Origin of the sequence: Demequina capsici, assembly GCF_032102965.1 — a bacterium.
GTDB classification, from domain to species: domain Bacteria; phylum Actinomycetota; class Actinomycetes; order Actinomycetales; family Demequinaceae; genus Demequina; species Demequina capsici.
In genome coordinates, this window is the sequence record NZ_CP134880.1 from 20529 (window position 1) to 44580 (window position 24052).

Consider the following 24052-nt stretch of genomic DNA (forward strand, 5'->3'; position numbering starts at 1 on the left):
CGCGTCCCGATCAAGGAGGGCCGATGCTTCCCGAGCTGTCAGCGGCGGCGTGGGTGCTGCTTGTCGCGGCGGCAGCGGTCGTCGGCGTCTCGAAGACCGCGCTGCCCGGTGCGAGCACCCTGTCGGTCGCCGCGTTCGCGGCGGTGCTGCCGGCGCGTCAGTCGACCGGAGCCCTGCTGGCGCTCCTCGTCGTGGGCGACGTCTTCGCGCTGTGGTCGTACCACCGTCATGCCGACTGGAAGGCGCTGGTGCGTCTGGCTCCCGCAGTGCTCGCGGGCGTGCTGCTGGGCGTGGGGTTCCTGGCGCTCGCGGACGACTCGGAGGTGCGGCGGGTGATCGGCGTGACGCTGCTGGTCCTCATCGCGTTCACGCTCTGGCGGCGCCGGCGCGCGTCGGAGGGGCCACCGCCTGGGGGCCGGGTCCTCTACGGCACCCTGGGCGGCTTCACCACGATGGTCGCGAACGCCGGTGGTCCGGTCATGTCGATGTACTTCCTTGCGGCGCGCTTCCCCGTGAAGACCTTCCTGGGGACGGCCGCCTGGTTCTTCGCGACCGTCAACATCGTGAAGCTGCCGTTCTCGATCTCGCTCGGACTGCTCACCCCGGCCGGCGCGCTCCTGGACCTGGTGCTGGTCCCCGCGGTGCTCGTCGGCGCGCTCGCGGGCAGGAGGCTCGCGGACCGGTTCGACCAGGCGGCGTTCGAGCGCGTGGTCGTCGTGCTCACGGTGGTGGGGGCCGTCTACCTGCTGCTGTGAGGTTCAGCGGAGCTGGCCGTTCGCCAGCGCCTCGAAGTTCTCCCACAGCGCGGCGACGCCGTACTGCTGGCGCTGGCGAAGCGCCGCGGCGCCCACGCGGTCCCACATGAGCTCCATCGAGGCGTCCATGCCGCCGGCAGCCGTGTGCCATTGGAGGATCTGGGTCATGAGCGTGGCGTCGTCGTGTGTGGCCATGGGGACCTCCGCGTCGTTGCAGTGGAACACCGACGATTCTTAAGGTGCGCGCGCTGGTGGCGCTTGTCAAAGGGAACGTGCCGGCATTGCGTGCAGCACGGTGACCGAGCCTGCAGGCAGGTGGACCACGTGGGTGGTCGCCGCGTCCCCGTCGAGAGCCTCGACCACGCGTCGCACGGCGTCGGGTGAGCCGACCGTGTTGTGGAGCGTGGGCGTCGGGGCGGCGAGCGTCTCCCGCCGGGCGATGCGCACGGGTGCGGCGAACTCCAGGGTGACGTCTGCGGGGTCCGTCATGGACGGGTTGGTGAGGTTGACCAGCACGGTTCCGTCGTCGGCGACCGACGCGAACGCGTGGACGCCGCTGGCGGCATCGACCGGCTCGACGGCCAGCGCAGTCGCCCCGCGATGCGCCTTGTACATCATGAACACGTCGTAGTTGGGGGTGAGGACGGTGGCGTCGCCGTCGGTGAGGATCAGCGAGTTGAGGACGTTCACGGTCTGGGCGTTGCACGCGATCGAGATCTTGTCCGCGTGGCGCTGCAGGATGTCGAGCGTGAGAGCGGTGGTGATCGCGTCGCGCATCGTCACCTGCTGGCGCAGTGCGGGGCGGACGAAGAACGCGTCGCGATGCCAGTTGCCCCACTCGCCCACCACCAGGTCGATGCGCTCCAGCCGGGTGTCCAGGCTGGACTCGGGCATCGGGACGGCGTCGAGGCCCTCCTCGATGAGCCCCCACTGCTCGACGATCACGTCCTCGAGCTCGAGGCAGCCGGCGATGACGCGATCCCATCCCGCCTGGTCGAAGGCGGTGGGCGTGTCGTCCTCGTGGTCGATGTTCCAGTTGTAGAAGTGCAGGTCGTAGCCGGCGATGGGCGGCTGGCGGTAGGCGGTGAGGGCCCGGAAGAAGTCGCGTGTCCAGGTGACGCGCTCCTGGGGCTTGTTGCCGTCGGGGCCGCTCGCGATGGGGTAGGTCGCGGGCGTCTCGAACACCGATCCCGTGAAGCGCGGCATGGACGACGCGAACGCGCGATACGCGTCGACGTAGCTGGAGGGCGTCATGGTGCCTCCGCCGCCCCACGGCTCGTTGCCGATGCCCCACAGGCGGACCCCGTACGGCGCCTCGTGGCCGTTCGCGGCGCGCAGGGCGGCCAGGTCGGTGCCGCCGCTGCGGTTGCAGTACTCCATCCACTCGCGTGCCTCGGCGGGGGTGCCGGTCATCATGTTGACGTTGATCCAGGGCTGCGCACCGATCGCCTCGCACAGCGCCAGGTACTCGTCGGTGCCGAAGGCGTGGTCGTCGAGCTCGTAGGTGCCGAAGTTCTCGTTGAACGTGGTGGGGCGCTGCTCGCGTGGGCCGATGCCGTCACGCCAGTGGTAGGTGTCTGCGTAGCAGCCGCCGGGCCATCGCAGCACGGGCGGCTCGAGCTCCTTCAGTGCGTCCAGGACGCCTTGGCGGATGCCAGCGGTGTGCGGGATCTCCGAGTCCGGGCCCACCCAGATGCCGCCGTCGATGCACTCGCCGAGGAACTCGATGAACTGCCCGTGCAAGGCGGGGTTGATCCGCGCGATCGTGCGGGTGGGATCGATCAGTACGGCCACGGGAGATCTCCTTCGATCCGAGCGGTGCGCGACACCGCGCGTTACCTGATACTTGAGAGTTATAAGGTAAGGGGATGCGCATGTCAATCTCGGTCGATGTCAGGATGGTGCCATGACTCCCGCGTCGACGACGGTGCCGATCAACTCCCGGACCCGCATGCCAGTCGACGAGCGACGTCGCCAGATCGCCCACAAGGCGGCCGAGCTGGTCGCCCGCTACGGCTCCTACGGAGTCTCGATGCAGACCGTCGCCGACGCCGTGGGCCTCACCCTGCCGGGGCTGAACCACCACGTGCGCGGCCGTGACGAGCTGCTGACCCTGATCATCGAGACCTTCTACGACGACTTCACGGACGACGCCACGATGGCCGCCCAGCTGCGACAGTCCGGCGCACGCGACGCCGACGGTCTGCTGAGCCTGCCGGCCACGCTCGCGCGCATGGTCGACAGCAACACGACGCGACCGGAGCTGGTCGGGCTGTTCATCCGCCTGGCCGTCGAGGCCCACGACCCCTCTCACCCGGCCCACCGGTACTACGCCGACCGGCATCAGCGCCTGCTGTCCGTGATGCGGGCGCTGCCGTGGCGCCTCCCGCCCCGCTTCCAGGCACCGGCCGCGTTCGACGACCTCCTGCGCACCGCGTTCTGCGCCATGGACGGCACCGAGGTGCAGGCCCTCACCGACCCCGACGAGACGATGGCCGACCTGTGGGCGCGCGTCGAGCGCACGCTCTTCGGCGGTCCCGAGTGGGCTGAGGCGCGCTGACGCGCCTCAGGTGACCGGCGTCGGTCGCGTCGTCACCCCACCTGGATGTCGCGCCTGACGAACCGTGCCAGCCCTGCCCAGACGAGCCCCACGCCGACCATCGTCATGACCACCAGCGGCGTCCACGTCATGGGCTCCGCCGGAAGCGCAGGCGTGGCGGAGAACGGCATGAGGTTCAGGGCCCAGGCCGGAAGGTGCAACGCGTCGCCGATGATCATGACCATCCACAGGGCGCCCACGAGCGCCCACGACAGGGCGACCGCGAGCCGCGGCAGGTAGCCGAAGAGCATCACCGCGATCCCCACGATCACCAGCACCGCCGGCAGGTACGCCACGGTGGCCCCCGCCAGGCGCACGCCCTGCGAGGAGTCGCCGATCGTCGAGCCGTACCCGGCTCCCATGAGCCAGCCGCCCACGAGGAGCAGCAGCGCCGCGCCCACGAGCGGGATCGCGAGCCGCTGCAGCGCCCACCTGGTGCGCGAGACCGCGCCGGCGAGCTGCGGCTCGATGATGCCGCTCGCCTCGTCCGCTCGCAGCTGCGTCGCCGACTGCACGGCGAACACCGCTGCCAGGAGCGCGATCAGGCCGCACAGCATGCCCAGCAGCGCATCGATGCCCGTGCCCTGCAGGAGCGCGGAGATGTCCGCGCCGGAATCGCTCAGCAGGGAGTTCATCTGATCCACGACGGAACCGAACAGCAGCGCGCTCAGCACCACTGCGGCGCTCCAACCGATGAGCGGCCCCCGTTGCAGCCGCAGGGCCAGGCCCACCGGCGAGGCGTAGCGTCTCGGAGCGCCCCCGCGGCCCGCACGGTCCGGCAGCAGGCCCGCGCCGTGGTCACGGCGCTCCTCGATCAGCCACGCTGACCCGAGCAGCGCGGCGGCGAGCAGCAGCATCAGCCCCAGCGGCCACCAGCGGTTCGCGCCCCACGGTGCCATCGCCTGGCCCCAGCCGAACGGCGACGCCCACGTGAGCGCGCCGCCCCCCAGGTCGCCGATCATGCGCAGCACGTAGAACCCGATCACGACGATCGCGCCGAGCGAGTTCGCGCCGCGGGAGGTGGAGGCCAGCTGGCCGGCGAGCGCGCCGACGCCGACGGACACGAGCCCCACCCCGGTGAGGGAGGCCCCGACCACCCACGAGCCCGTCGTGCCCGCGCCGTCGGGGTCGAGCCCCAGGAGGATCGACGACACCGCCACGAACAGTCCGATCGCGACCGACAGCACGGCGAGCACCGTCCATGTCGCGACGGCCGACGCGTGGTTGCCGAGCATGCGGGAGCGGAGCAGCTCGGCACGGCCCAGCTCCTCGTCGGCCCGCCCGTTCCTGGTGACCAGGAACACGATGCCGAGCGCGAGCGAGAGGGCGCACGTCATCCAGATCTTGGTCCAGACGGCACCGCCCAGCGTGTTCGGGGCGGCCGCGAGCCCCGTGAGGGCCCTGATACCAGGGTTGTCGGAGATCTTCGCGAAGTCGTCGAGCGCCTGCTGGGTGGTGAAGATCGACCGGTAGTAGTCGCCGACGTACGCGAACAGGCCGACGATGACCACGAACCACACCAGCAGCCGCACCCGGTTGCGCCGCACCATGAAGGCGATGCTGGTGCGGAGCCCGGCCAGGCCGTCGGCAGGGGGCCGATGCGCGGTCGCGGCGGCGGTCGCGCGTGGCGGCCCCGACCGGGTGGTCGGGTCGATGCGCGTGCTCATCGCGTGCCTCCGTTGCCCACAGCCGCGAGCTCGTCGCCGTAGTGCCGCAGGAAGAGGTCCTCGAGCGACGGCGGGTTCGCCACCAGCGACTGCGGACGCAGCAACGCCACCGCAGCGAGCACGTCGGCGAGCGAGTCGTCGTCCACGGAGAACGACGTGCGGCCGTCCACTGTCGTGAGGTCGTGCACGCCGGGCAGCGTGGCCAGCGGGCTCGCGCCGCCGTCGAGCACGGTGCTGACCTGGGTGCGGGTGAGGTGCCGCAGCTCGGCCAGCGTCCCCGACTCCACCGTGGCACCGTCGCGGATGATGACCACCCGGTCGGCCAGCTTCTCCACCTCGGTGAAGATGTGGCTGGACAGCAGGACCGACCGGCCCTCCGCCTTGACCTCGCGGATCGACTCCTGGAACGCGGCCTCCATGATGGGGTCGAGTCCGCTCGTCGGTTCGTCGAGCAGCAGCAGCGGTGCGCGGGAGGCGAGCGCCGCGACGAGCGCGACCTTCTGGCGGTTGCCCTTGGAGTAGGCGCGCGCCTTCTTGGTCGGGTCAAGGTCGAAACGCTCCAGCATGGCCTTCTTGCGGTCGGGCTCGAGCGGGCCTGAGAGTCGGCAGAGGATGTCGATCGTCTCGCCGCCGGTGAGGTTGGGCCACAGGTTGACGTCACCGGGCACGTACGCGACGTGGCGGTGCAGCCGCACCGCATCCGTCCAGGGATCGCCGCCGAGCATCGTGACGGTGCCGGCGTCCGACCGGAGCAGGCCCAGCAGGACCCGAAGCGTCGTGGTCTTGCCGGCGCCGTTGGGGCCCAGGAAACCGGTGACCTGGCCGGTGGGGGCGTCGAGGTCGAGGCCCCGCAGCGCATGGACGCGTCCGAAGCTCTTGTGGAGGCCCTCGATCTTGACGGCGCTGTCAGCGTTCATTGGTGGTTCCTTCTTCGTGTTCCTGGGTGTAGGCGAGGTACTGGTCCAGCAGGGTGCTGTCGGTGAGCAGCCCGTCGGTGAAGAGCTCGAGCGTGGGCAGGATCTGGTCCCGGCCCCCGGCCTGGATCGACGCGATGAACTCCTCGGGCGTGGTGCCGGGGGAGGTGATGAACTGCACGAGCATCGCGCCGAGGGTCTGGTAGGTGAGGTAGCGCAGGCGTGCCTCCTCGTCGCGCGACGGGCGGACCATGCCCGTCTGCACGCTGTACGCCATCACCTCGCGTGCAGTGTCGATCAGCATCTCGATGAAGTCGCGGGCCGGCTGACCGCCGGCCTGGACGGCGCGCAGCATGTACACCGTCACGTCGGCGGTGGCTCCAGGCGCGGAGAGGATGTGCGTGAAGCTGGTCGTGGGGCTGTCCATCGCGTCGTGCTTCACCTGGGTGTAGCGGCGCAGCACCTCGGTGTCGCACTCCGTGCGCAGCGCGGCCTTGGAGCCGAAGTGGTGGGTGATGAGGCCGGGTGAGACGCCGGCGCGTTGCGCGATGGTGCGGACGGACGCGTCGAAGCCGTCCTGCGCGAAGCACGCGACGGCGGCGTCGCGGATGCGCGCGCGGGCGGTGAGGTCCGTGTCGGGTCGCCCGCCCTCGGGGTCGGCTATACGCATGATCAACACGCTATACGCATGTATAGCCGCGCGCAACGGGACGCGGGTGGGGCCTCGCGTCGGCACCCTCCGCAGCCGTGCCGGCGAGACGACGTGCCCCGCCGCGTCGCCTCCTTCAACCGCTCGCGATGCCGCGCATCGTCCCTGGTGAGCCCGTCAGTGGGCGGACATCAACCCCGACTGCTCGCCTGAAGCCTCGAGATAGGCGGTGCGACGGGCGAACAGACCGGGCACCAGGTCGCGCACCCGCGCGATCAGCTCGGGCATCGACGCGTTGACCAGCCGACCGTCGTCCACGACCACCTCGCCGGCCACCATCGTCAGCGTCACGTCGCCGCCCCGCACTGCGTGCACCAGGTTGTGGTGGATGTTCGCGTAAGGACCTTCCGGCAGCAGCGGGGTCATGCGCGGGGTGTCGGTGCGGACCGCGACCGCGTCGGCCTGCTTGCCCACCTCGAGCGAACCGAGCCGGTCGCCCTGGCCGATCGCCCGCGCGCCGCCCTTGGTGGCCATCTCCAGCACCTGCCAGGAGTCCATGGCCGCCGCATCCATGGCGCGCAGCTTGCCCATGAGCGAGGCGACCTTCATCTCCTCGAACATGTCCAGGTTGTTGTTCTCCTTCTCGCCGTCCGTGCCGATGCCGACCGCGATGCCGGCGTCCAGCAGCTCCGCCACCGGCGCGAACCCGCTGGCGAGCTTCATGTTGCTCACAGGGTTGTGCGAGACGCTCACGCCGTGATCCGCCATGAGCGCGATCTCACCAGCGTCCAGCCACACGGCATGCGCGATCATCAGCCGCGGCACGTCCATGAACCCCATGTCCTTGAGCGCGTGCATGGGTCGGCTCCCGGTGCGCTCAAGGAACAGCTCCACATCCAGCGACGACTCGCTGCAGTGCGTGTAGAGGCCGGTGCCGTACTGCTGGGCGAGCGCGATCGCGCGCCGCTGGCCCGCGTCGTCCGCGTAGAAGGGGTGCTCCAGACCCACCCACGGCATGATGCGACCGCCCGCCGCGCCGGTCCATTCGGCGAGCATCCGCTCGTTGTCGTCGAGCGTGTCGAAGTAGTAGTAGTCAGGGTGCTCGCCCACGTAGTTGACGGTGACCACGCGATTGCCGAGCGACGATGCGGCCCGCGCGGCGCCATCCATGTAGCGCCACATGTCCACGACAGTGGTGGTGCCGGACAGCAGGCCCTCCGCGTAGCAGAGCCACGACGCGGCCTCGGCGTCCTCAGGGCGGAGCACCCGGTGCATGGGGTCGATATGCAGTCGCAGCCACTCCCAGACCGGCAGGTGCTCGGCCGTGCCGCGCAGCATGCCCGAGTGGTGGTGGGCGTTCACGAGCCCTGGCATGAGCACGTGGTCGCTCAGGTGCCGAGCGGGCGCGGCGGGATACGCGGTTCGCAGCTCGTCCACGCCTCCGATGGCGACGATGCCACCGTCCTCGTGGGCGAAGCCCGCATGCGTGTGGACGGAACGCGCCTGGTCCATGGGGACCATCACGTCCGCGGTCAGGATCTGCACGGTCATGGGGACCTCCTCGCGTCGGCGAGAAGTCCACCACACCGGTGTTTCGCGGCAGTTACTGCGCAGGCACGCGGTGCCTGAAGGGACGACGAGCTAGCGGGTCTCGCTGCGGAGCCAGGTGAGCGCCTCCACGGCGAGCGCGTGGTCATCCTCCTGCGCCAACCCGGAGACCGTGAGCGTGCCGACCATCCCCACGCCCGTGACGAGGACGGGCACGCAGCCGCCGTGGGCCACGTACTCGGTGAACGGCAGCCGGGTGGCGTCGTTGAAGTCGCGCCCCTTCGCCTTGTGGGTGAGCCCGACGATCAGGCTGGAGGTGCCGAAGCGTCGCACAGTGCGGATCTTGCGCTCGATCCAGTCGTCGTTGTCGGGGGTGGTCCCCTCGAGCGCGACGTGGAACACCTGATGGTCACCCTTGCGGACGTCGACGGCGATCGGGAGCGAGTCGCTCATGCCGCGGTCGACGATCCAGTGACCGAGCTCCCACGCCTCGTCGAACGTGAAGCGCGGCAGGTGCAGTCCGCTCTCCTGTGCGCGCAGGGCGTCCACCTTCGCGGCAAGGTCCGGCAGTGCGTCGGTCATGGGCGTCCCTCCGGGAGGCTAGTGTCCGCCGGCGGCGATGTAGACGATGGCGGTGATGATCGCGCCGACCACGACGGTGAAGCAGGCGACGGCGGCTGCGACACGGATCTTGCGGATCTGGCCCGACTCGTCCTTGGCGCCGTCGCCGGCGAGCGCGCGGACCCCGAGCGCGAACAGCGCGGGAAGCCCAGCGCCCACGAGCAGGCCCACGATGACGATGTTGGCGAGCGCATCCCACTCGACGTACGTGCTCATGAGCGCTCCTCGGCCTCATCGGCGGGGATGTGGGGAACGGTCTGGGCGAGCATGCTCACCTCGTGCGCCTCGATGGCCTCGGCGACCACCTGCTCGCTGGGCTCCCACTCGTGGTTGACGTTGTCGTGGTTCACGGGCTGGCGCTGCGACAGAGCGTAGAAGAGCCACGCGCATCCGAGCAGCAGCGCGAACACCACGTACGAACCGGCGGTGCCTCCCACCAGGTAGTCGACGCCGTAGAACAGCGCGCCGACGGTGGCGGCCGCGGGGACGGTGATGAGCCAGGCGCTGAACATGCGCCCCGCGACGTTCCAGCGGACCTTCGCACCGCGCTTGCCGACGCCGGTGCCGAGGATGGAGCCGGTTGCCACGTGCGTGGTCGACAGCGAGTAGCCGAAGTGGCTGGACAGCAGGATCACCGCGGCGGACGACGTGTCGGCGGCCATGCCCTGGCGCGACTCGAGCTCCACGAGGCCCTTGCCGAGCGTGCGGATGACGCGCCAGCCACCGGTGTACGTGCCGAGCGCCATCGCGGTGGCGCAGGCGATGATGACCCAGACGGGGACGGAGGCGCTCTGGTCGACGGCTCCGGCCGCGATGAGCGCGAGCAGGATGATGCCCATCGACTTCTGGGCGTCGTTGGTGCCATGCGCGAGCGAGATGAGCGAGGCGGAGCCGATCTGGCCCCAGCGGAACATTCGGCTGTTTTCCTCGGGGGACACGTTGCCCGTGATGCGGGTGACGAGCGCGGTGCCGACGGAGGCCACCAGGATCGCGACGATGGGCGCGATCAGCGCGGGCAGCAGGACCTTGGAGATGAGGCCGTCCCACAGCACGCCGCTGGTGCCGACCGCGGCGAGGACCGCTCCGACCACGCCGCCGACGAGCGCGTGCGAGGAGCTCGAGGGGATGCCGAGCACCCAGGTCGCGAGGTTCCACACCACGCCGCCCGCGAGTCCCGCGAGCACCACCTCGAGCGTGATGGCGCCGGAGTCCACGATGCCCTTGGCGATCGTGGCCGCGACGGTCAGGGACAGGAAGGCGCCAACCATGTTGAGGGTCGCCGACAGAAGGACAGCTTGCTTGGGGCGCAGAGCGCGCGTCGCGATCGACGTGGCCATGGCGTTGCCGGTGTCGTGGAAGCCATTGGTGAAGTCGAATGCGAGCGCGGTGACTACGACGATGACGAGCAGCACCGGTTCGTTCACGTGCTCCATTGTGACCCGCTCCGCAAGGTGGCGGGGACCAGGAGCGGAGATCGTGACCTCAGGACCGCTCAGAGCACCCGCACAGTCCCCTCAGAGCCGGGACTTTGGTCCCGCCTACGGCGTCGGGTGCTGCGTGCGAATGAGGGTGTCGTGCAGCGTGCCCACGATCGCCGCAGCCACGAAGACGACGGCGCCGGCGCTGGTGAAGGAGGTCCCTTCCCACGCCGCTTCGGCCAACGCCACACCGCCGAGCACGACCGCGCCCGTCGCGGCCCGGATCGCTACGCGCGACGCCGCACGCAGCATCGGACGGACCGTGCCGGTCATCACCGCCATCGCGGTCACCGTGTTCGACGCGTTCCTCAACTTCAACGGAGTCGAGCCCGGCACGATCGACATGTCCGCGGTGCCGTTCCTGCTTGCGCCGGAGGAGAAGGTCTGTCCCATCGCGATCGACCCTGAGGAGCGCATGTCCGCCCGGGAGATGGCGGCCGATCCGCGCTGCGATGAGGAGACGCTCGACGCGGGAATGTGGGCGTCGCAGGTCGCGGTAGGCGACGCTAGCGACCTCGCCGCGCTCGTGGGAGGCGAACCGGATGCGGACGCCGTCGCCGTGCTTGAGTCGGGGGGGCGTGGTGGTGTTCAACGACACCTTCCTCGACGGCGACTCGGTCACCGTCGGACTCTACGACGTCGACCACGGCGAGTACCCCGACTTCGGTGCGACGCCCACCGAATCGCTGAACCTGCCTGGTGCCTCTCAGGAGGTGACTCCCGGCGCGGCACGAATTGCCCTAGCCATGGTGTCGCCGCAAACGGCGGCGATCATCGGCTGGCCGCACCAGCCCACCACCGTGCTCGTCGACGAGCCCGAGTCCATCACCGACCAGCAGGTGGCGCAGCTGACGGCCGCAGCGCGGATGCCCGACGGCTCCACCCCGTACGTGTACCTAGGTGATGGGCCGAACGGCGACTACCTCATGGTGGTCTACGCCGGGGTGATCGGAGTCGCCCTGCTGCTGGTCGTCGCAAGCGTGTCGATCGCCCTGGGCCTTGCCCGAGCCGATGCCAGGCAGGACGACTTCACGCTCGCGTCGCTCGGCGCCTCCCCGCAGCTCGCGAGGTCGGTCGCGGCCTGGGTCTTCACCAAGGTGCCGAAGGCGATGCACTACCGGCTGGCGGCGTGACGGGCGCGCAGGCCCTCGGGCCTACGGCCCGAGGGCGCCGATGGGGAGGACGACGACGCCATCGGGCCTCGTGTAGCCGTACCCGCTGGCTGTGATCACCCCGAGCGCGGCAGGGTCGCCCATCTTGCTGGTGTCGACCTTGGACGAGAACCGCAGCAGGTTGGCAGCCGCGTCCTCGACGGCCTTCTCGCCGCCGAGCTTGACCTCGAACGCCGCCCATCTGCCATCGCGCAACTGAACGATCGTGTCGACCTCCAGACCGTCGCTGTCGCGATAGTGATGGATCGTCGCGTCGAGTGGTGAGCCGTACACGCGCAGATCCCTGACGACGAGCGACTCGAAGAGCAGGCCCAGATAGTTGGGGTCCGAGAGCAGTCGCTCGGGTCCCGCGCCGAGCGCGGCGGCCGCGAGCGAAGGGTCGACGAAGTGGGTCCGCGCAGCGGTGCGAAGCGTGGACCGGGAGCGAAGGTGCGTGCTCCATGCGGGCTGAGTCTCAACGACCATGAGCCTCTCCAGGGCTTCGAGGTAGGTGTGGACGGTGCTCCTCGCGACAGTGCCTCCCTCTCCCTCCACCTGTGCAGCGAGGCGCGCAGCCTTCTGCTCCATCGCCACGTTGCGCGCGAGCGCCTGCAGGAGTCGCGCGACGATCGCGGGGCTTCGACGCACGCCGTCGAGGCGCGAGACATCGACCTCCGCGATGTTGAGCAGGTAGTCGGCATTCGCCTGCGCTGCCGCGTCGAGCGGAAGGTGGAGGTTGAGGGGCCAGCCTCCACGCACGATCAGGGCGGCGACCGCATCGACGGACAGCGTGGCACCGGAAGTCGGGCGCTCGCCGTTCAACAGAGACGCGAGCGACATGGCTCCCGACGAATGGTCGCTTTCGTAGAGGCTCATGGTGCGCATCGTGAGCCGCGCGAAACGACCGGCGCCGGTGTGCCGTCGTGCGTCGTCTGCGGGCACTGCCGAGCCCGTGAGCACGAACTGCCCAGGGGCTCCCCGACGGTTGACCTCGCTCCGAACGTGGTTCCAGACACTTGTGGCCTCGAGTTGCCACTCATCCACGAGCTGCGGGGCTTCGCCGTTGAGCACGATCGAAGGGTCGATGCGGACGGCCTCGAGAGCCTTGAGGTCGGTATCGAGGTAGGTCTGGCTCGCTGTGAAGCGTGCGGCGGTGAAGGTCTTTCCGCTTGCCTTGGGTCCTTCGAGCAGCACGGCGCCAGCCGACCTCAGGCGCCGAACAAGTATGTCGTCAAGGATCCGAGGTTGGTACTCCTGGTCGGTCCCCACCATGCGATTCATCAGGCAAGACTACACTGTGAGGACTTTCTGAACTACACTTTGGGGGATTTCGAGACTGCACTCTGGGGCGCTTTCGGGCGACGCTTGAGTGGGAGCTACGCCCCCGCAGGCTCCACCCCGAACTCACGCAGCAGCGCCAGCACGCGTCGCTCGATCTCGTCGCGGATGGGGCGCACGGCCTCGATGCCCTGGCCCGCCGGGTCGTCGAGGATCCAATCCTCGTACTTCTTGCCGGGGTAGTACGGGCAGGTGTCGCCGCAGCCCATGGAGATCACGTTGTCCACCTCGCGCACCATGGCGTCGGTCCAGCGCTTGGGGCGCTCGGAGGAGATGTCGATGCCCTTCTCCGCCATCGCCTCGACGGCGACGGGGTTGAGCGCCTCGGCGGGGCCGGAGCCGCCCGAGTACGCGATCGCGCCCTCGCCCGCGTAGTGCTTGAAGAATCCGAGCGCCATCTGCGAACGACCGGCGTTGTGGACGCACAGGAACAGTGCGGAGGGCTTGGTGGCGGTGTCCTCGCTCATGCGGGGCTTCCTTCCGGGACGGGGGTCAGCGTGGGGGTGAGGCGGGCGATGCGCTCGGCGAGCACGTCGAACGCCAGGTCGAAGGCGGCATCGGAGCCGTCGACGGACGGGTTGGCGACGGACCAGTGGATCGCATCCGCGCCGTCGAGCTCCTCATGGGCCGAGTCGCAGACGGTGACGATGAGGTCGTCCGGCGCGAGCACCTCGCCGACGTGGCGGGGCAGGACGTCGGGCAGGTTCAGCCCGTGACGGTTCGCGGTGGCGACTGCTCCCGGCGCGATGCGGTCGGCGGGGTGGGTGCCGGCCGACGCCGCGGGGACGGGGACGGTGCCGCTCCGGTGACTCTCGTTGAGCTGCGCCTCGTTCCACAGGGCCGCGGCCAGCTGGGAGCGCGCAGAGTTGCCGGTGCACACGAAGGCGACGCGGCGGGCGGCGAAGCGTGGAGCGGGGACCAGGTCCTCGAGAGAGCCGGGTGCGAGGGTCACGTACGAGCGGCGTCGGTCGGCATCGGACCGGCGCTTGGTGGTGAGGCCTGCGGCCTCGAGCTGCCGCAGGTGGTGCGCCATGAGGTTGGACGTGATGCCCACCTGCTCGCGCAGCTCGCCTGGGGTCGCGTCGCTCGCAGTGAGCAGGTCGACGATCCGCAGGCGGATGGGGTCGGCCAGCGCTGCGTGGCGCGCGGCGCGGGCGGCGAGGGAGGACGAGAAGTTCATTGCCTCAATCATCGTTGAGCAATTGTGATGATGTCAACCGCGGAGAGCGCGTCGCCCCGCGATCATGGCTGCTGCGGGAACGGACGCCGCCCGGCGGTGCGCGAGGCGCTGGCGCTGGCGCAAGCGCTGGCGCACGCGCCCGATCAGTCGACGTCGCCGTCCACGTAGAGCCAGCGGCCGTCCTGCTTCACGAACCTGCTGGTCTCACGCATCGACCCCGTGGAGATCGCGCCCGTGCTGTGGTGCGCCACGAATGTGACGGTGCCCTCGACGTCGTCCGGGCCGCCGCCGGTGGTGCCGATCACGTTGAGGCCGCGCCAGTCCACCGCGTCCACGTCCAGCGTCATCGGACGCGAGGACTCGTGCCACGTGCGGAACAGATAGTCCTCGTCACGGCGCGCGTATGCCGTGTAGCGGGAGCGCATCAGCGCCTCAGCCGTGGGCGGCTCCAGCTCGCCGCGCACGAACGGTCGGCAGCAGTCGGCGAACGACCTGCCGGAACCGCACGGGCACGCGACCATCAGCCCTCCTCAGGCAGCTGGACGTCGGCGACCCACGACACGTCCGGCCGCGACGCCATGCGCGCCGCGACCGCGAACTGCTCGCATGCCGTAGCCGTCGTGTCCCATGCGCACATCAGCCGCACCTCGACCTTGTCCTCGCTACGGCCGGGCTTCCAGTCGTAGAACCGGTACGAGCGGCGAAGCTGCTCCGCCATGGCGCGCGGCATCTCCACGAACACCGCATTCGCGTCCGTCGACTGGGTGAAGTGCAGGAACCCTTCGTCCGCCAGCGGCTCCAGCTGCTCGCGGAGCTGTGCGGCACGGCGGTTCGCGTGGCGTGCGTTGCGCAGCCACAGGGGATCCCCGGCCGCATCCGCCGACGTCATCAGCGCTGTCAGCTGCGCGGAGACGTACCGCATCTTGGATCCCAACTGCATGGTCTGCTTGCGCACGTACGGCAGGTCGTGGCCCAGCCCCGCCGCCAGCTCAGGGTTGAGGACGACGACCGCCTCGCCCAGCATCGCGCCGTTCTTGGTCCCGCCGAACGACAGCACGTCCGCTCCGCCGCACGCCTCCTTGAGGCTCACTCCGAGCGCGGCAGCGGCGTTCGCGATGCGCGCGCCGTCCACATGCACCTTCATGCCGTGCGCGTGCGCGGCGTCGACGAGCGCGGTGATCTGCTCGACCGAGTACACGGTGCCGACCTCGGTGCTCTGCGTGAGCGACAGCACGAGCGGCTGCGCACGGTGCTCGTCGCCCAGGTCGCCCGTGTAGCGGTGCAGCTGCGACGGCAGCAGCCTTCCGTCGGGAGCGGGAAGCTCCAGGATCTTCAGGCCGCCCACCTTCTCCGGCGCGCCGCCCTCGTCGTTGTGGATGTGCGCGTGCTCGGACGCCACCACGCCGCCGCCCCACCGGGGGCTCAGCGCGAGCAGCGACGTGACATTCGCGCCCGTCCCGTTGAACACGGGGAAGCCGACGGCGTGCTCGCCGAACGTGACCCGGATCGCCTCGTCGAACGCCGCAGTCACCGCGTCGGACCCGTAGGCGGGCTCGTGCCCTCCGTCGGCCGCCGCGATCGCGGCCATCACCTCCGGATGCACCGAGGCGTAGTTGTCGGACGCGAAGTGGATAGTACGGTCGGTCATGCGGTCAGGTCCCTCACCCATTCGGTGCGCTCGGTGCGGAAGCCCGCCTTGCGCAGATACTCGCGGTCGGTCATCTCGTGCGGTGTCAGGCGCAGCTGGCGGAAGCCCGCGTCATGCAGCGCGCGCGAGTCCTGGTACACGAACTGTCCCGGCGTGAAGTTGCGGAACCGCGGCTTCACCCAGTCCAGCTCCACCTCCCCCACGCCGTCGCCCGCCTCGCGCACCGCGACGACTCCCACCGCCTCGTCGCCACGCACCACCATGAACGAGTGGCGCGTCGTCCCCGCGGCCGGGTCCACCGTGAAGGCGGGCGCGAACCGGGCGATGTCCTCCTGGTACACGTGCAGCACGTGCTGCAGGAAGCGGCCATCCGCAGGCATGGGAAGCACCTGGTAGACGTGCGGATCCCGGGCCTCCTTGTAGAGGCGGTTCAACCAGTAGGCGTTGATGACGACGATCGCGACGTTCATCGCGACGTACGGCCAGATGCCATAGATCAGGTTGTAGCCGGTGGCGATCAGCGAGCCGATGAGGTTCATCCAGCGGAAGACCAGCATGCGCGCCTGCATCAGTGACATCACGATGAGGATCGAGCCGATCCAGCCGAAGACCTCGTACATCGCGTCCATGCCCCCAGCCTATGGCCGTCCGCGTACCCTCGATCCATGACCGACTCGGTGCGCGCCGACGTGTGGGTGTGGGCTGTCCGGCTCGCCAAGACCCGCACGCAGGCCACCGACGCCTGCAAGGCCGGTCACATCCGGGTGCGCGGCGAGCGTGCCAAGCCGTCCACGCCCGTCCGCGTGGGCGACCAGGTGGTGGTCAAGGGAGGGGACCGGGACCGCATCGTCGTCGTCACCCGGCTGCTGCTCAAACGCGTCGGCGCCGAGCCCGCCCGCGAAGCCTACGAGGACCACAGCCCCCCGCCCGTCAGGCGCGAGCACGCCGCCGCGTTCGCGGTCAGGGACCGTGGCGCGGGCAAGCCCACCAAGCGCGAACGGCGCCAGCTCGACAGGTTGCGCGGCCGCGCCTGAGCCTCCCTGTGGCGATCACGCAGGAGCCTTGCTGGTGGACACGGCTCACAACTGCGCCTTTCCAGACGATGAGAGCGGCGAGAACCATCAGGAAGTCCCCGCTTCACCACTGGAGAGTCATGAACACGGATGTTCACCCGGGACGCGGCCCACGCTTCACCCTTGCCGCTCAGATCTTCGCCGCGGTAGGCGCCGTCATCGTCGCGCTCGCGGTGGTCGGCACCATGTCGGTCTCGACGCTGCGCAGCATCGACTCCGAGAACATGGCGCTGGTCGCGTCGCAGGCCAGCATGGCCAAGGCGGTGAAGGACCTCGAGAACTCCCTGTGGGAGGCGCGCGCCACCGAGTACAACCTCAACGGGGCCCCTGACTCGAAGATCGACGGCCTGGTGGCCGACCTGCAGCGGCATCAGACCCGCTTCGAGACGCAGCTCGACGCGTTCGTCGCCGACTACCAGGCGACCTTCGGCGAGGACGTGTACGGGCTCGACCTCATCCACAGCACGTGGGACGGCTACAAGGCTGCCGTGCTGTCCGTCTGGGTGCCGACCGCAGGCGTCGACCCCGCCACCGCGGCGACCATCCACGGCTACGACGTGACCATGACCTCGCTCGTCGAGGAGTTCGACTACGCGATCGACACGCGCATCGCGGCCTCCACCCAGGCGACGCAGAGCCACGCCGACTTCGTGATCCTGCTCATCACCGTGCTGCTCGCGGTCGGCATCGCAGTGGGTGTCGCGGTCGGCTGGTGGACCACGCGCCGCATCTCGCGCTCCGCGGCGATCGTGAGGCGCTCGCTCGAGGCGCTCGCCGAGGGTGACCTGACGGCCGACGCGGTCGTGCGCAGCAACGATGAGATGGGCGACATGGCCCTGGCCCTGGGATCAGCGCAGGGTGCCCTGCGGGAGACGATGGCGGAGGTCATCGCGTCCGCGCAGACGGTCGCCGCCGCTGCCGAGGAGCTGTCGGCGTCGAACGCGCAGGTGGCTGCGGGCTCTCAGGAGACGTCGGCGCAGGCGGGCGTGGTCGCGTCGGCGGCCGAGGAGGTCAACCGGTCCGTGCAGGCGGTGGCGTCCGGAGCGGAGCAGATGGGCGCGTCGATCAAGGAGATCTCGCACAACGCGAACGAGGCGGCACGCGTGGCCGCCGCGGCCACCAACGTCGCGGAGGCCACGAACGAGCAGGTCGCGAAGCTGGGTGTCTCGAGCCAGGAGATCGGCAACGTGATCAAGGTCATCACCGGCATCGCGGAGCAGACGAACCTGCTGGCGCTGAACGCCACGATCGAGGCCGCACGGGCCGGTGAGGCGGGCAAGGGCTTCGCCGTCGTCGCGTCCGAGGTCAAGGATCTGGCGCAGGAGACGCAGAAGGCGACCGAGGAGGTGGCCCGTCGCGTGCTCGCCATCCAGGAGGACACCGGGGGCGCCGTCGAGGCGATCGAGCAGATCAGCGAGATCGTGAAGCAGATCAACGACTTCCAGATGACGATCGCGTCCGCGGTCGAGGAGCAGACCGCGACCACCAACGAGATGAGCCGCGGGGTGGCCGAGGCCGCGCACGGCTCGGGCGACATCGCCGGCAACATCTCGTCCGTGGCGCAGGCGAGTGCTGATGCGGCTCAGGTGCTGGACCAGATCGGTGCGTCCGTGAACGAGCTCGCGGAGCTGTCCGCGACCCTGCGCGCGAAGGTGGAGTACTTCACGTACTGACCCGCCCCGCCCGCCCAGCCCTCCGCGCTCGTCTCGGCGCACTGGTGGTCCCGGCGCACTGGTCCTATTGGCACCTCAGTGCACGTTCTCGCGCCGATCTGTGCACTCACGTGCCATCCGGATCGGGCGGCGGGCGCCACGTCCCCGTGCCATCCGGATCGGGCGGCGGGCGCCACGTCCCCGTGCCATCCGGATCGGGCGGCGGGCGCCACGTCCCCGCGTCACCAGGATCGGGCGGTGGGCGCTACCTCTGCACGACACCGGCGCTCACACGGCGAGGGCCCGGGGGAGATCCCCAGGGCCCTCGCGCGTCGGGTGCTCAGGCGTTCTGGTCGATCGGCTTCGCGCCCCAGATGCGGTCCAGGTAGTCCTGGATCGACCGGTCCGAGCTGAAGTAGCCGCTGCGGGCCACGTTGAGGATCGCGGAACGGCTCCACGACTCGTGGTCCAGGTACGCCGCCTCGACCTTCTTCTGCGTGTCCATGTAGGAGCGGAAGTCGGCCAGCGCCATGAAGCGGTCGCGTTCGGTGAGCGAGGCGAAGATCGACGCCACGGCGCCGCCCCGCTCGCCGTCGGTGAAGTGCCCGGACGCGATGAGGTTCAGAGCGGCCTTCAGCTCCGGGTCGGACTCGTAGTACTCGCCGGGGTCGTAGCCGCGGGACTCCAGGGACGACGCCTCGGGCTCGGTCATGCCGAACAGGAAGAAGTTCTCGTCGCCCACGAGCTTGCGGATCTCGACGTTGGCGCCGTCGTCCGTGCCGATGGTGAGCGCGCCGTTGAGGGCGAACTTCATGTTGCCAGTGCCCGACGCCTCCTTGCCTGCCAGGGAGATCTGCTCCGACAGGTCGGCGGCGGGGATCAGCACCTCCGCCAGGGTGACGTTGTAGTTGGGCGGGAAGGCGACCTTGAGGCGGCCCTTGAGCGACGCGTCGGCGTTGATGGTGCGGCCGACCGCGTTGATGAGCTCGATGGTCTCCTTGGCGCGCACGTAGCCCGGCGCGGCCTTGGCGCCGAACACGAAGGTGCGGGGCGTGACCGACTCGAGCGGGATCCGCCCGGACTTGATGCCCTCGTACAGCGACACGATGTGCAGCAGCTTGAGGCTTTGACGCTTGTACTCGTGCAGACGCTTGACCATGGCGTCGACCATGCCGTCGCCGGCGAGCTCGATCCCGTCGCGGTCCATGAGCACCTTGGCGAGCCGGCGCTTGTTGGCGCCCTTGACCTCGCGGAACGCGTGGCGGAACTCGGCGTCGTCTGCCAGCGGCTCGAGGCCGCGCAGCTGCTCCAGGTCGGTGATCCAGCCGTCGCCGATCGCCGCGGTGATCAGCTCGGACAGCGCCGGGTTGGCCAGCCGGATGAACCGGCGCGGGGTGACGCCGTTGGTGACGTTCGTGAACTTCTCCGGCCACATCTGCGCGAAGTCGTTCAGCACCTTGTCCTTGAGCAGCTCGGAGTGCAGCTCGGCGACGCCGTTCACCTTGAAGCCCGCGACGGTCGCCAGGTGCGCCATGCGCACCGCGCGCCCGGGCTGCTCGGCGATGATCGACATGCGGCGCACCCGCAGCTCGTCGCCGGGGAACGCGGCCCGCACCTCCTCGAGGAACTCCTCGTTGATGCGGTAGATGATCTCCAGGTGGCGCGGCAGCAGCTTGCCCATGAGGTCCACGGGCCACACCTCGAGGGCCTCGGGCAGGAGCGTGTGGCAGGTGTAGGCGAACGACTTCTGGGTGACGGCCCAGGCGTCGGCCCAGTCCCAGCCCTTGTCGTCCACGAGGATGCGCATGAGCTCCGGCACGGCGATCACGGGGTGCGTGTCGTTGAGCTGCCAGATGATGCGGTCCGGCAGGTTCTTGAGGTCGTAGTCCCGCGGCAGCACGTGCTCGATGAAGTCGTGCAGCGACGCGGCGACGAAGAAGTACTGCTGCTGCAGGCGCAGCTCCTTGCCCTGCGGCGTGGAGTCCTCGGGGTACAGCACCTTGGAGATGTTCTCCGCGAAGGTGCGGGCACGGACCGCCTCCGTGTACTCGCCGGCGTTGAACTCGCGCAGGTCGAAGTCGTGGCGGGCGCGGGCGCTCCACAGGCGCAGCGTGTTGACGCGGCCGTTGCGGTACCCGGGGACCATGTAGTTGTACGGCTTGGCGGTCACGCGCCAGGAGGGGATCCAGGTGCGCGCTCCGTCGGAGCCGTCCGGCTTGTCCTCGGTGTGCCCGCCGAAGTGGACGTCCACGGAGTACTCGGGGTGCGGCAGCTCCCACGGGGATCCGAGGTGCAGCCAGTGGTCCGGCTTCTCGACCTGCTTGCCGTCGACGAACGTCTGCTTGAAGATCCCGTACTCGTAGCGGATGCCGTAGCCGACGGTCGGCACGTTCATGGTGGCGAGCGAGTCGATGAAGCAGGCGGCGAGGCGGCCCAGGCCCCCGTTTCCGAGCCCGGGCTCCTCCTCGACGGCCTGAAGCTCGTCGATGTCGAGGCCCACGTTCGCGAGCGACTCGCGGGCGATGTCCTCGAGGTCGGCCGCGAGCAGGGCGTTCTCGAGCTGCGGCCCCAGCAGGAACTCGGCTGAGAGGTAGGCGACGGTCTTCGCCTGATCGCGGTACTGGTTGCGGAGCGTCTCGAGCCACCGGGTGGTGAGGTAGTGGCGGACGGCTCGGGAGAGCGCGTAGTACTTGTCGTTCGCGCTCGCACGGTCGAGGTCGACGCCTCGCCCGTAGTTGAGCTCGCGCAGGAATGCCCGCGTGAAGCTCTCGACGGAGTGCTCAGGTACCGCCAGCGGCGGAGTGTTCTCGCTCACATGGGGCAATCTACGCGTCAGCCGCGCACATGTCAGCAGGCGTCTTCCTGCCTCCGCACGGCGCGCGCCCTGTCCGTGCGAGGGCCTTTGCGACACAATGAGCGGGTGACCTCGTTCGTTGATCGCCATGTCGGACCTTCAGACGACGCCGTCGAGACGATGCTCTCCGCCGTCGGCTATTCGTCGCTCGCCACCCTCGTGGAGGCGGCCGTGCCGGAATCGATCCGGCTGGACGACGTGCTGCAGCTGCCGGAGGCTCGCGACGAGCACACGGTGCTCGAGGCGCTGCGCGAGTTCGAGGGAAGCAACCGCACGGCCGTGCAGATGATCGGCCAGGGCTACCACGACACGATCACGCCGGCGGTGATCCAGCGCGGCATCCTTGAGAACCCCGCCTGGTACACGGCCTACACGCCGTATCAGGCCGAGATCTCGCAGGGCCGTCTCGAGGCGATGCTCAACTTCCAGACGATGATCGCCGACCTCACCGCGCTGCCGGTGGCTGGCGCGTCGCTGCTCGATGAGGCGACCGCCGTGTCCGAGGCGGTGCTGCTCATGCGTCGCGCGGTGAAGGGCAAGGAGGGCGGTGTCGTCGTCCTCGATTCCGAGACGCTGCCGCAGACCATCGCCGTGGTGCGGGCCCAGTGTGAGGCGATCGGGCTGCCGCTGCGCGTGGAGGACCTCTACGAGGACTGGGAGGCGCCCGCTGACCTGGTGGGCCTGGTGGTCCAGCAGCCGGGCGCGTCGGGCGTGCTGCGTGACGTGTCGCACCTGGTGGACAAGGTGCACGAGGCGGGCGGCCTGGTGACCGTGGCTGCGGATCTGCTGTCGCTCGCCATCGTGAAGGCACCGGGCGAGCTGGGTGCTGACATCGCCGTCGGCTCGGCGCAGCGCTTCGGCGTGCCGCTGTTCTTCGGTGGACCGCACGCGGCATTCATCGCCGTCCGGTACGGGCTCGAGCGCCAGCTGCCTGGTCGCCTGGTGGGCGTCTCGGTCGACGCGGACGGCAACGCCGCGTACCGCCTCACGCTCCAGACCCGTGAGCAGCACATCCGTCGCGACAAGGCCACCTCCAACATCTGCACGGCGCAGGCGCTGCTCGCGGTGGTCGCCAGCATGTACGCCGTCTACCACGGGCCCGACGGGCTGCGCGAGATCGCGCTCAAGGTGCACTCCACGGCCGTCGCAGCCGCCGATGCGCTCAGCGCCGCCGGCATCCACGTGCGCCACGAGCACTTCTTCGACACCGTCATCTGCGAGGTGCCCGGCGGCGCGGACTCCGTCGTGGCGCGCGCGGCGGCCGTCGGCATCAACCTGCGCCGGGTGGATGCCGACTCCGTGGCGATCGCCTGCGACGAGGTCACGCGCCTGGACATCCTCGACAAGGTCGTGGAGGCGTTCACCGCCACCAAGCGCCACCCGATCTACTCGCCGCCGCGCGTCGCCATCCCCCGTGAGCTTCGTCGTACCAGCGACTACCTGACCCACCCGATCTTCAACACCCACCGCTCCGAGACGTCGCTCATGCGCTACATGCGTCGCCTCGCGGACCGCGACCTGGGCCTCGACCGGACGATGATCCCGCTCGGCTCATGCACCATGAAGCTGAACTCCGCAGTGGAGATGGCGGCCATCAGCTGGCCCGGATTCGCCACCATCCACCCGTTCGCCCCGGCGGAGCAGACGCGCGGCTACCGCGAGATGATCGGGCAGCTGGAGGACTGGCTCGCCGAGATCACGGGCTACGCGGCCGTGTCCGTCCAGCCCAACGCCGGTTCGCGCGGCGAGTACGCGGGGCTGCTCGCGATCCGCGCGTACCACCGCTCGATCGAGCAGGAGCAGCGCGACATCTGCCTGATCCCCGCGTCCGCGCATGGCACGAACGCCGCGTCCGCAGTGCTCGCAGGCATGCGGGTCGTCGTCGTCGCCACCGCCGCGGACGGCGAGATCGACATCGAGGACCTGCGGGCCAAGCTCGACAAGCACGGCGACGAGGTCTCGTGCATCATGCTCACCTACCCGTCCACGCACGGCGTCTACGAGGCGCACGTGGGCGAGGTGTGCGCGGCCGTGCACGATGCCGGTGGCCAGGTGTACATCGACGGCGCCAATCTCAACGCGCTGGTCGGGCTCGCCAAGCCGGGCCACTTCGGCGGCGATGTCTCCCACCTGAACCTGCACAAGACCTTCTGCATCCCTCACGGCGGCGGTGGCCCCGGAGTGGGCCCCGTTGCCGTCGCCAAGCACCTGGTGCCATTCCTGCCCGAGCTGCAGCAGACCGTGCGTCGTCCCGCCGAGCTGCTCCGCCGTGGTGCGCCCGTGTCCGCGGCGCCGTACGGCTCCGCGGGCATCCTGCCCATCTCGTGGGCGTACATCGCGCTCATGGGCGGCCCCGGCCTGCTGCACGCGACCCAGGTGGCAGTGCTCGCCGCCAACTATGTGGCGGCGCGCCTGGACGAGGACTACCCCGTCCTCTACAAGGGCCCGAACGGGCTGGTGGCGCACGAGTGCATCCTCGACGTCCGCCCGCTCACGAAGACGAGCGGCATCACGGCCGAGGACATCGCGAAGCGCCTGATCGACTTCGGCATCCACGCGCCCACCATGTCGTTCCCGGTGCCCGGCACGCTCATGGTGGAGCCCACCGAGTCGGAGGACCTCGCCGAGATCGACAGGTTCATCGACGCGATGAAGGTGATCCGCGAGGAGATCCGCGCCGTCGAGCGCGGTGAGATCTCTGCCGAGGACTCGGTGCTGCGGCACGCGCCGCACACTGTCGCCTCCGTCGCAGGGGACGCGTGGGAGCAGGCGTATCCGCGTGCGCAGGCCGCGTTCCCGCTGCCGTCGCTCAAGGTGGACAAGTACTGGCCGCCGGTGCGTCGCATCGACAACGTCTACGGAGACCGCAACCTCGTGTGCGCGTGCCCCCCGCTGGACGAGTACGACCAGGCCGAGGGCTGACGG

23 protein-coding genes are annotated in these 24052 nt (G+C 69.7%); 6 read left to right on the forward strand and 17 right to left on the reverse strand.

The annotated features are described in order from the left end of the window. The first annotated feature begins 23 nt into the window (after nucleotides 1-23). Nucleotides 24-755 (forward strand): sulfite exporter TauE/SafE family protein, encoded by a 732-nt coding sequence (locus RN607_RS00100; protein WP_313543453.1) that lies wholly within the window; start codon nucleotides 24-26, stop codon nucleotides 753-755. Nucleotides 756-758: 3 nt separating this feature from the next. Here RN607_RS00100 and RN607_RS00105 read toward each other — a convergent pair whose 3' ends face one another. Continuing rightward, complete coding sequence (locus RN607_RS00105) at nucleotides 759-950, reverse strand: hypothetical protein (RefSeq protein WP_313543455.1); 192 nt, start codon at nucleotides 948-950, stop codon at nucleotides 759-761. Nucleotides 951-1016: 66 nt separating this feature from the next. Then, nucleotides 1017-2549 (reverse strand): alpha-N-arabinofuranosidase, encoded by a 1533-nt coding sequence (locus RN607_RS00110; RefSeq protein WP_313543457.1) that lies wholly within the window; start codon nucleotides 2547-2549, stop codon nucleotides 1017-1019. A gap of 112 nt (nucleotides 2550-2661) precedes the next feature. Here RN607_RS00110 and RN607_RS00115 point away from each other — a divergent pair, with 112 nt between their 5' ends. After that, the gene (locus tag RN607_RS00115; RefSeq protein WP_313498555.1) at nucleotides 2662-3315 is read left to right on the forward strand and encodes a TetR/AcrR family transcriptional regulator; all 654 of its coding nucleotides are present in this window, start codon (nucleotides 2662-2664) and stop codon (nucleotides 3313-3315) included. A 32-nt stretch (nucleotides 3316-3347) separates the two neighbouring features. Here the strand turns inward: RN607_RS00115 and RN607_RS00120 are convergent, their stop codons facing one another. The 8 genes from RN607_RS00120 to RN607_RS00155 form a co-directional block, all read right to left on the reverse strand. Beyond that, entirely contained in the window at nucleotides 3348-5021 is a 1674-nt protein-coding gene (locus RN607_RS00120) for an ABC transporter permease (protein WP_313543459.1), read from the reverse strand. Further along, nucleotides 5018-5938: an ABC transporter ATP-binding protein gene (locus RN607_RS00125; protein WP_313543461.1), complete on the reverse strand. Its 921-nt coding sequence runs from the start codon at nucleotides 5936-5938 to the stop codon at nucleotides 5018-5020. The genes RN607_RS00120 and RN607_RS00125 overlap by 4 nt, the downstream gene beginning before the upstream one ends. After that, nucleotides 5928-6605 carry a TetR/AcrR family transcriptional regulator gene (locus tag RN607_RS00130; RefSeq protein ID WP_313543463.1) on the reverse strand — a complete coding sequence of 226 codons (678 nt, stop codon included), beginning with the start codon at nucleotides 6603-6605 and terminating at the stop codon, nucleotides 5928-5930. Before RN607_RS00130 ends, RN607_RS00125 begins: the two co-directional genes overlap by 11 nt. 156 nt (nucleotides 6606-6761) lie before the next feature. Next, nucleotides 6762-8135 (reverse strand): amidohydrolase family protein, encoded by a 1374-nt coding sequence (locus RN607_RS00135; RefSeq protein WP_313543466.1) that lies wholly within the window; start codon nucleotides 8133-8135, stop codon nucleotides 6762-6764. Nucleotides 8136-8225: 90 nt separating this feature from the next. Further along, nucleotides 8226-8714, reverse strand: a complete 489-nt coding sequence (locus RN607_RS00140; RefSeq protein WP_313543468.1) for a heme-degrading domain-containing protein — start codon at nucleotides 8712-8714, stop codon at nucleotides 8226-8228. An 18-nt stretch (nucleotides 8715-8732) separates the two neighbouring features. Then, nucleotides 8733-8969 carry a hypothetical protein gene (locus RN607_RS00145; protein ID WP_313543470.1) on the reverse strand — a complete coding sequence of 79 codons (237 nt, stop codon included), beginning with the start codon at nucleotides 8967-8969 and terminating at the stop codon, nucleotides 8733-8735. Further along, on the reverse strand, nucleotides 8966-10186 hold the full coding sequence (locus RN607_RS00150) for an inorganic phosphate transporter (RefSeq protein WP_376784198.1): 1221 nt from the start codon (nucleotides 10184-10186) through the stop codon (nucleotides 8966-8968). Before RN607_RS00150 ends, RN607_RS00145 begins: the two co-directional genes overlap by 4 nt. A gap of 105 nt (nucleotides 10187-10291) precedes the next feature. Next, nucleotides 10292-10624 carry a hypothetical protein gene (locus tag RN607_RS00155; RefSeq protein ID WP_313543472.1) on the reverse strand — a complete coding sequence of 111 codons (333 nt, stop codon included), beginning with the start codon at nucleotides 10622-10624 and terminating at the stop codon, nucleotides 10292-10294. 185 nt (nucleotides 10625-10809) lie between these two features. Between RN607_RS00155 and RN607_RS00160 the strand changes: the two genes are divergently transcribed. Then, nucleotides 10810-11364 (forward strand): hypothetical protein, encoded by a 555-nt coding sequence (locus RN607_RS00160; RefSeq protein WP_313543474.1) that lies wholly within the window; start codon nucleotides 10810-10812, stop codon nucleotides 11362-11364. A 21-nt stretch (nucleotides 11365-11385) separates the two neighbouring features. Here RN607_RS00160 and RN607_RS00165 read toward each other — a convergent pair whose 3' ends face one another. The 6 genes from RN607_RS00165 to RN607_RS00190 form a co-directional block, all read right to left on the reverse strand. Next, the gene (locus tag RN607_RS00165) at nucleotides 11386-12663 is read right to left on the reverse strand and encodes an ATP-binding protein (protein WP_313543476.1); all 1278 of its coding nucleotides are present in this window, start codon (nucleotides 12661-12663) and stop codon (nucleotides 11386-11388) included. A gap of 95 nt (nucleotides 12664-12758) precedes the next feature. Further along, on the reverse strand, nucleotides 12759-13187 hold the full coding sequence (locus RN607_RS00170; RefSeq protein ID WP_313498583.1) for an arsenate reductase ArsC: 429 nt from the start codon (nucleotides 13185-13187) through the stop codon (nucleotides 12759-12761). Beyond that, nucleotides 13184-13912 carry an arsenate reductase/protein-tyrosine-phosphatase family protein gene (locus tag RN607_RS00175; protein WP_313543478.1) on the reverse strand — a complete coding sequence of 243 codons (729 nt, stop codon included), beginning with the start codon at nucleotides 13910-13912 and terminating at the stop codon, nucleotides 13184-13186. The genes RN607_RS00170 and RN607_RS00175 overlap by 4 nt, the downstream gene beginning before the upstream one ends. A 131-nt stretch (nucleotides 13913-14043) precedes the next feature. Further along, a complete protein-coding gene (locus tag RN607_RS00180) occupies nucleotides 14044-14421 on the reverse strand; it encodes a YchJ family protein (RefSeq protein ID WP_313543481.1) in 378 nt (125 codons plus the stop codon). Beyond that, nucleotides 14421-15548 carry a threonine aldolase family protein gene (locus RN607_RS00185; RefSeq protein ID WP_313543482.1) on the reverse strand — a complete coding sequence of 376 codons (1128 nt, stop codon included), beginning with the start codon at nucleotides 15546-15548 and terminating at the stop codon, nucleotides 14421-14423. The genes RN607_RS00180 and RN607_RS00185 overlap by 1 nt, the downstream gene beginning before the upstream one ends. Beyond that, complete coding sequence (locus tag RN607_RS00190; protein ID WP_313498594.1) at nucleotides 15545-16177, reverse strand: hypothetical protein; 633 nt, start codon at nucleotides 16175-16177, stop codon at nucleotides 15545-15547. Before RN607_RS00190 ends, RN607_RS00185 begins: the two co-directional genes overlap by 4 nt. Before the next feature lie 36 nt (nucleotides 16178-16213). On the opposite strand from RN607_RS00190, the gene RN607_RS00195 reads away from it, so the two are divergent. Both RN607_RS00195 and RN607_RS00200 read left to right on the forward strand, forming a co-directional pair. Next, nucleotides 16214-16582, forward strand: coding sequence for an Hsp15 family ribosome-associated heat shock protein (locus RN607_RS00195; RefSeq protein WP_313498597.1), 369 nt, complete (start codon nucleotides 16214-16216; stop codon nucleotides 16580-16582). Between the two features lie 119 nt (nucleotides 16583-16701). Continuing rightward, nucleotides 16702-18294 carry a methyl-accepting chemotaxis protein gene (locus RN607_RS00200; RefSeq protein ID WP_313543483.1) on the forward strand — a complete coding sequence of 531 codons (1593 nt, stop codon included), beginning with the start codon at nucleotides 16702-16704 and terminating at the stop codon, nucleotides 18292-18294. Nucleotides 18295-18613: 319 nt separating this feature from the next. Here RN607_RS00200 and RN607_RS00205 read toward each other — a convergent pair whose 3' ends face one another. Further along, entirely contained in the window at nucleotides 18614-21088 is a 2475-nt protein-coding gene (locus RN607_RS00205) for a glycogen/starch/alpha-glucan phosphorylase (protein ID WP_313543485.1), read from the reverse strand. Between RN607_RS00205 and gcvP the strand changes: the two genes are divergently transcribed. Then, nucleotides 21089-24049 carry an aminomethyl-transferring glycine dehydrogenase gene (gene gcvP, locus RN607_RS00210; RefSeq protein WP_376784199.1) on the forward strand — a complete coding sequence of 987 codons (2961 nt, stop codon included), beginning with the start codon at nucleotides 21089-21091 and terminating at the stop codon, nucleotides 24047-24049. Nucleotides 24050-24052 lie beyond the last annotated feature (3 nt).

What these genes read in the sequence shown, in the direction of transcription:
- RN607_RS00185 (WP_313543482.1), bottom strand. Translation starts at nt 15,548, where the DNA reads ATGACCGACCGTACTATCCACTTCGCGTCCGACAACTACGCCTCGGTG.
- RN607_RS00180 (WP_313543481.1), bottom strand. Translation starts at nt 14,421, where the DNA reads ATGGTCGCGTGCCCGTGCGGTTCCGGCAGGTCGTTCGCCGACTGCTGC.
- RN607_RS00100 (WP_313543453.1), top strand. Translation starts at nt 24, where the DNA reads ATGCTTCCCGAGCTGTCAGCGGCGGCGTGGGTGCTGCTTGTCGCGGCG.
- RN607_RS00170 (WP_313498583.1), bottom strand. Translation starts at nt 13,187, where the DNA reads ATGAGCGAGGACACCGCCACCAAGCCCTCCGCACTGTTCCTGTGCGTC.
- gcvP (WP_376784199.1), top strand. Translation starts at nt 21,089, where the DNA reads ATGGGGCAATCTACGCGTCAGCCGCGCACATGTCAGCAGGCGTCTTCC.
- RN607_RS00150 (WP_376784198.1), bottom strand. Translation starts at nt 10,186, where the DNA reads ATGGAGCACGTGAACGAACCGGTGCTGCTCGTCATCGTCGTAGTCACC.
- RN607_RS00140 (WP_313543468.1), bottom strand. Translation starts at nt 8,714, where the DNA reads ATGACCGACGCACTGCCGGACCTTGCCGCGAAGGTGGACGCCCTGCGC.
- RN607_RS00175 (WP_313543478.1), bottom strand. Translation starts at nt 13,912, where the DNA reads ATGATTGAGGCAATGAACTTCTCGTCCTCCCTCGCCGCCCGCGCCGCG.
- RN607_RS00115 (WP_313498555.1), top strand. Translation starts at nt 2,662, where the DNA reads ATGACTCCCGCGTCGACGACGGTGCCGATCAACTCCCGGACCCGCATG.
- RN607_RS00155 (WP_313543472.1), bottom strand. Translation starts at nt 10,624, where the DNA reads ATGGGACAGACCTTCTCCTCCGGCGCAAGCAGGAACGGCACCGCGGAC.
- RN607_RS00145 (WP_313543470.1), bottom strand. Translation starts at nt 8,969, where the DNA reads ATGAGCACGTACGTCGAGTGGGATGCGCTCGCCAACATCGTCATCGTG.
- RN607_RS00120 (WP_313543459.1), bottom strand. Translation starts at nt 5,021, where the DNA reads ATGAGCACGCGCATCGACCCGACCACCCGGTCGGGGCCGCCACGCGCG.
- RN607_RS00165 (WP_313543476.1), bottom strand. Translation starts at nt 12,663, where the DNA reads ATGAATCGCATGGTGGGGACCGACCAGGAGTACCAACCTCGGATCCTT.
- RN607_RS00200 (WP_313543483.1), top strand. Translation starts at nt 16,702, where the DNA reads ATGAACACGGATGTTCACCCGGGACGCGGCCCACGCTTCACCCTTGCC.
- RN607_RS00125 (WP_313543461.1), bottom strand. Translation starts at nt 5,938, where the DNA reads ATGAACGCTGACAGCGCCGTCAAGATCGAGGGCCTCCACAAGAGCTTC.
- RN607_RS00195 (WP_313498597.1), top strand. Translation starts at nt 16,214, where the DNA reads ATGACCGACTCGGTGCGCGCCGACGTGTGGGTGTGGGCTGTCCGGCTC.
- RN607_RS00105 (WP_313543455.1), bottom strand. Translation starts at nt 950, where the DNA reads ATGGCCACACACGACGACGCCACGCTCATGACCCAGATCCTCCAATGG.
- RN607_RS00190 (WP_313498594.1), bottom strand. Translation starts at nt 16,177, where the DNA reads ATGGACGCGATGTACGAGGTCTTCGGCTGGATCGGCTCGATCCTCATC.
- RN607_RS00135 (WP_313543466.1), bottom strand. Translation starts at nt 8,135, where the DNA reads ATGACCGTGCAGATCCTGACCGCGGACGTGATGGTCCCCATGGACCAG.
- RN607_RS00130 (WP_313543463.1), bottom strand. Translation starts at nt 6,605, where the DNA reads ATGCGTATAGCCGACCCCGAGGGCGGGCGACCCGACACGGACCTCACC.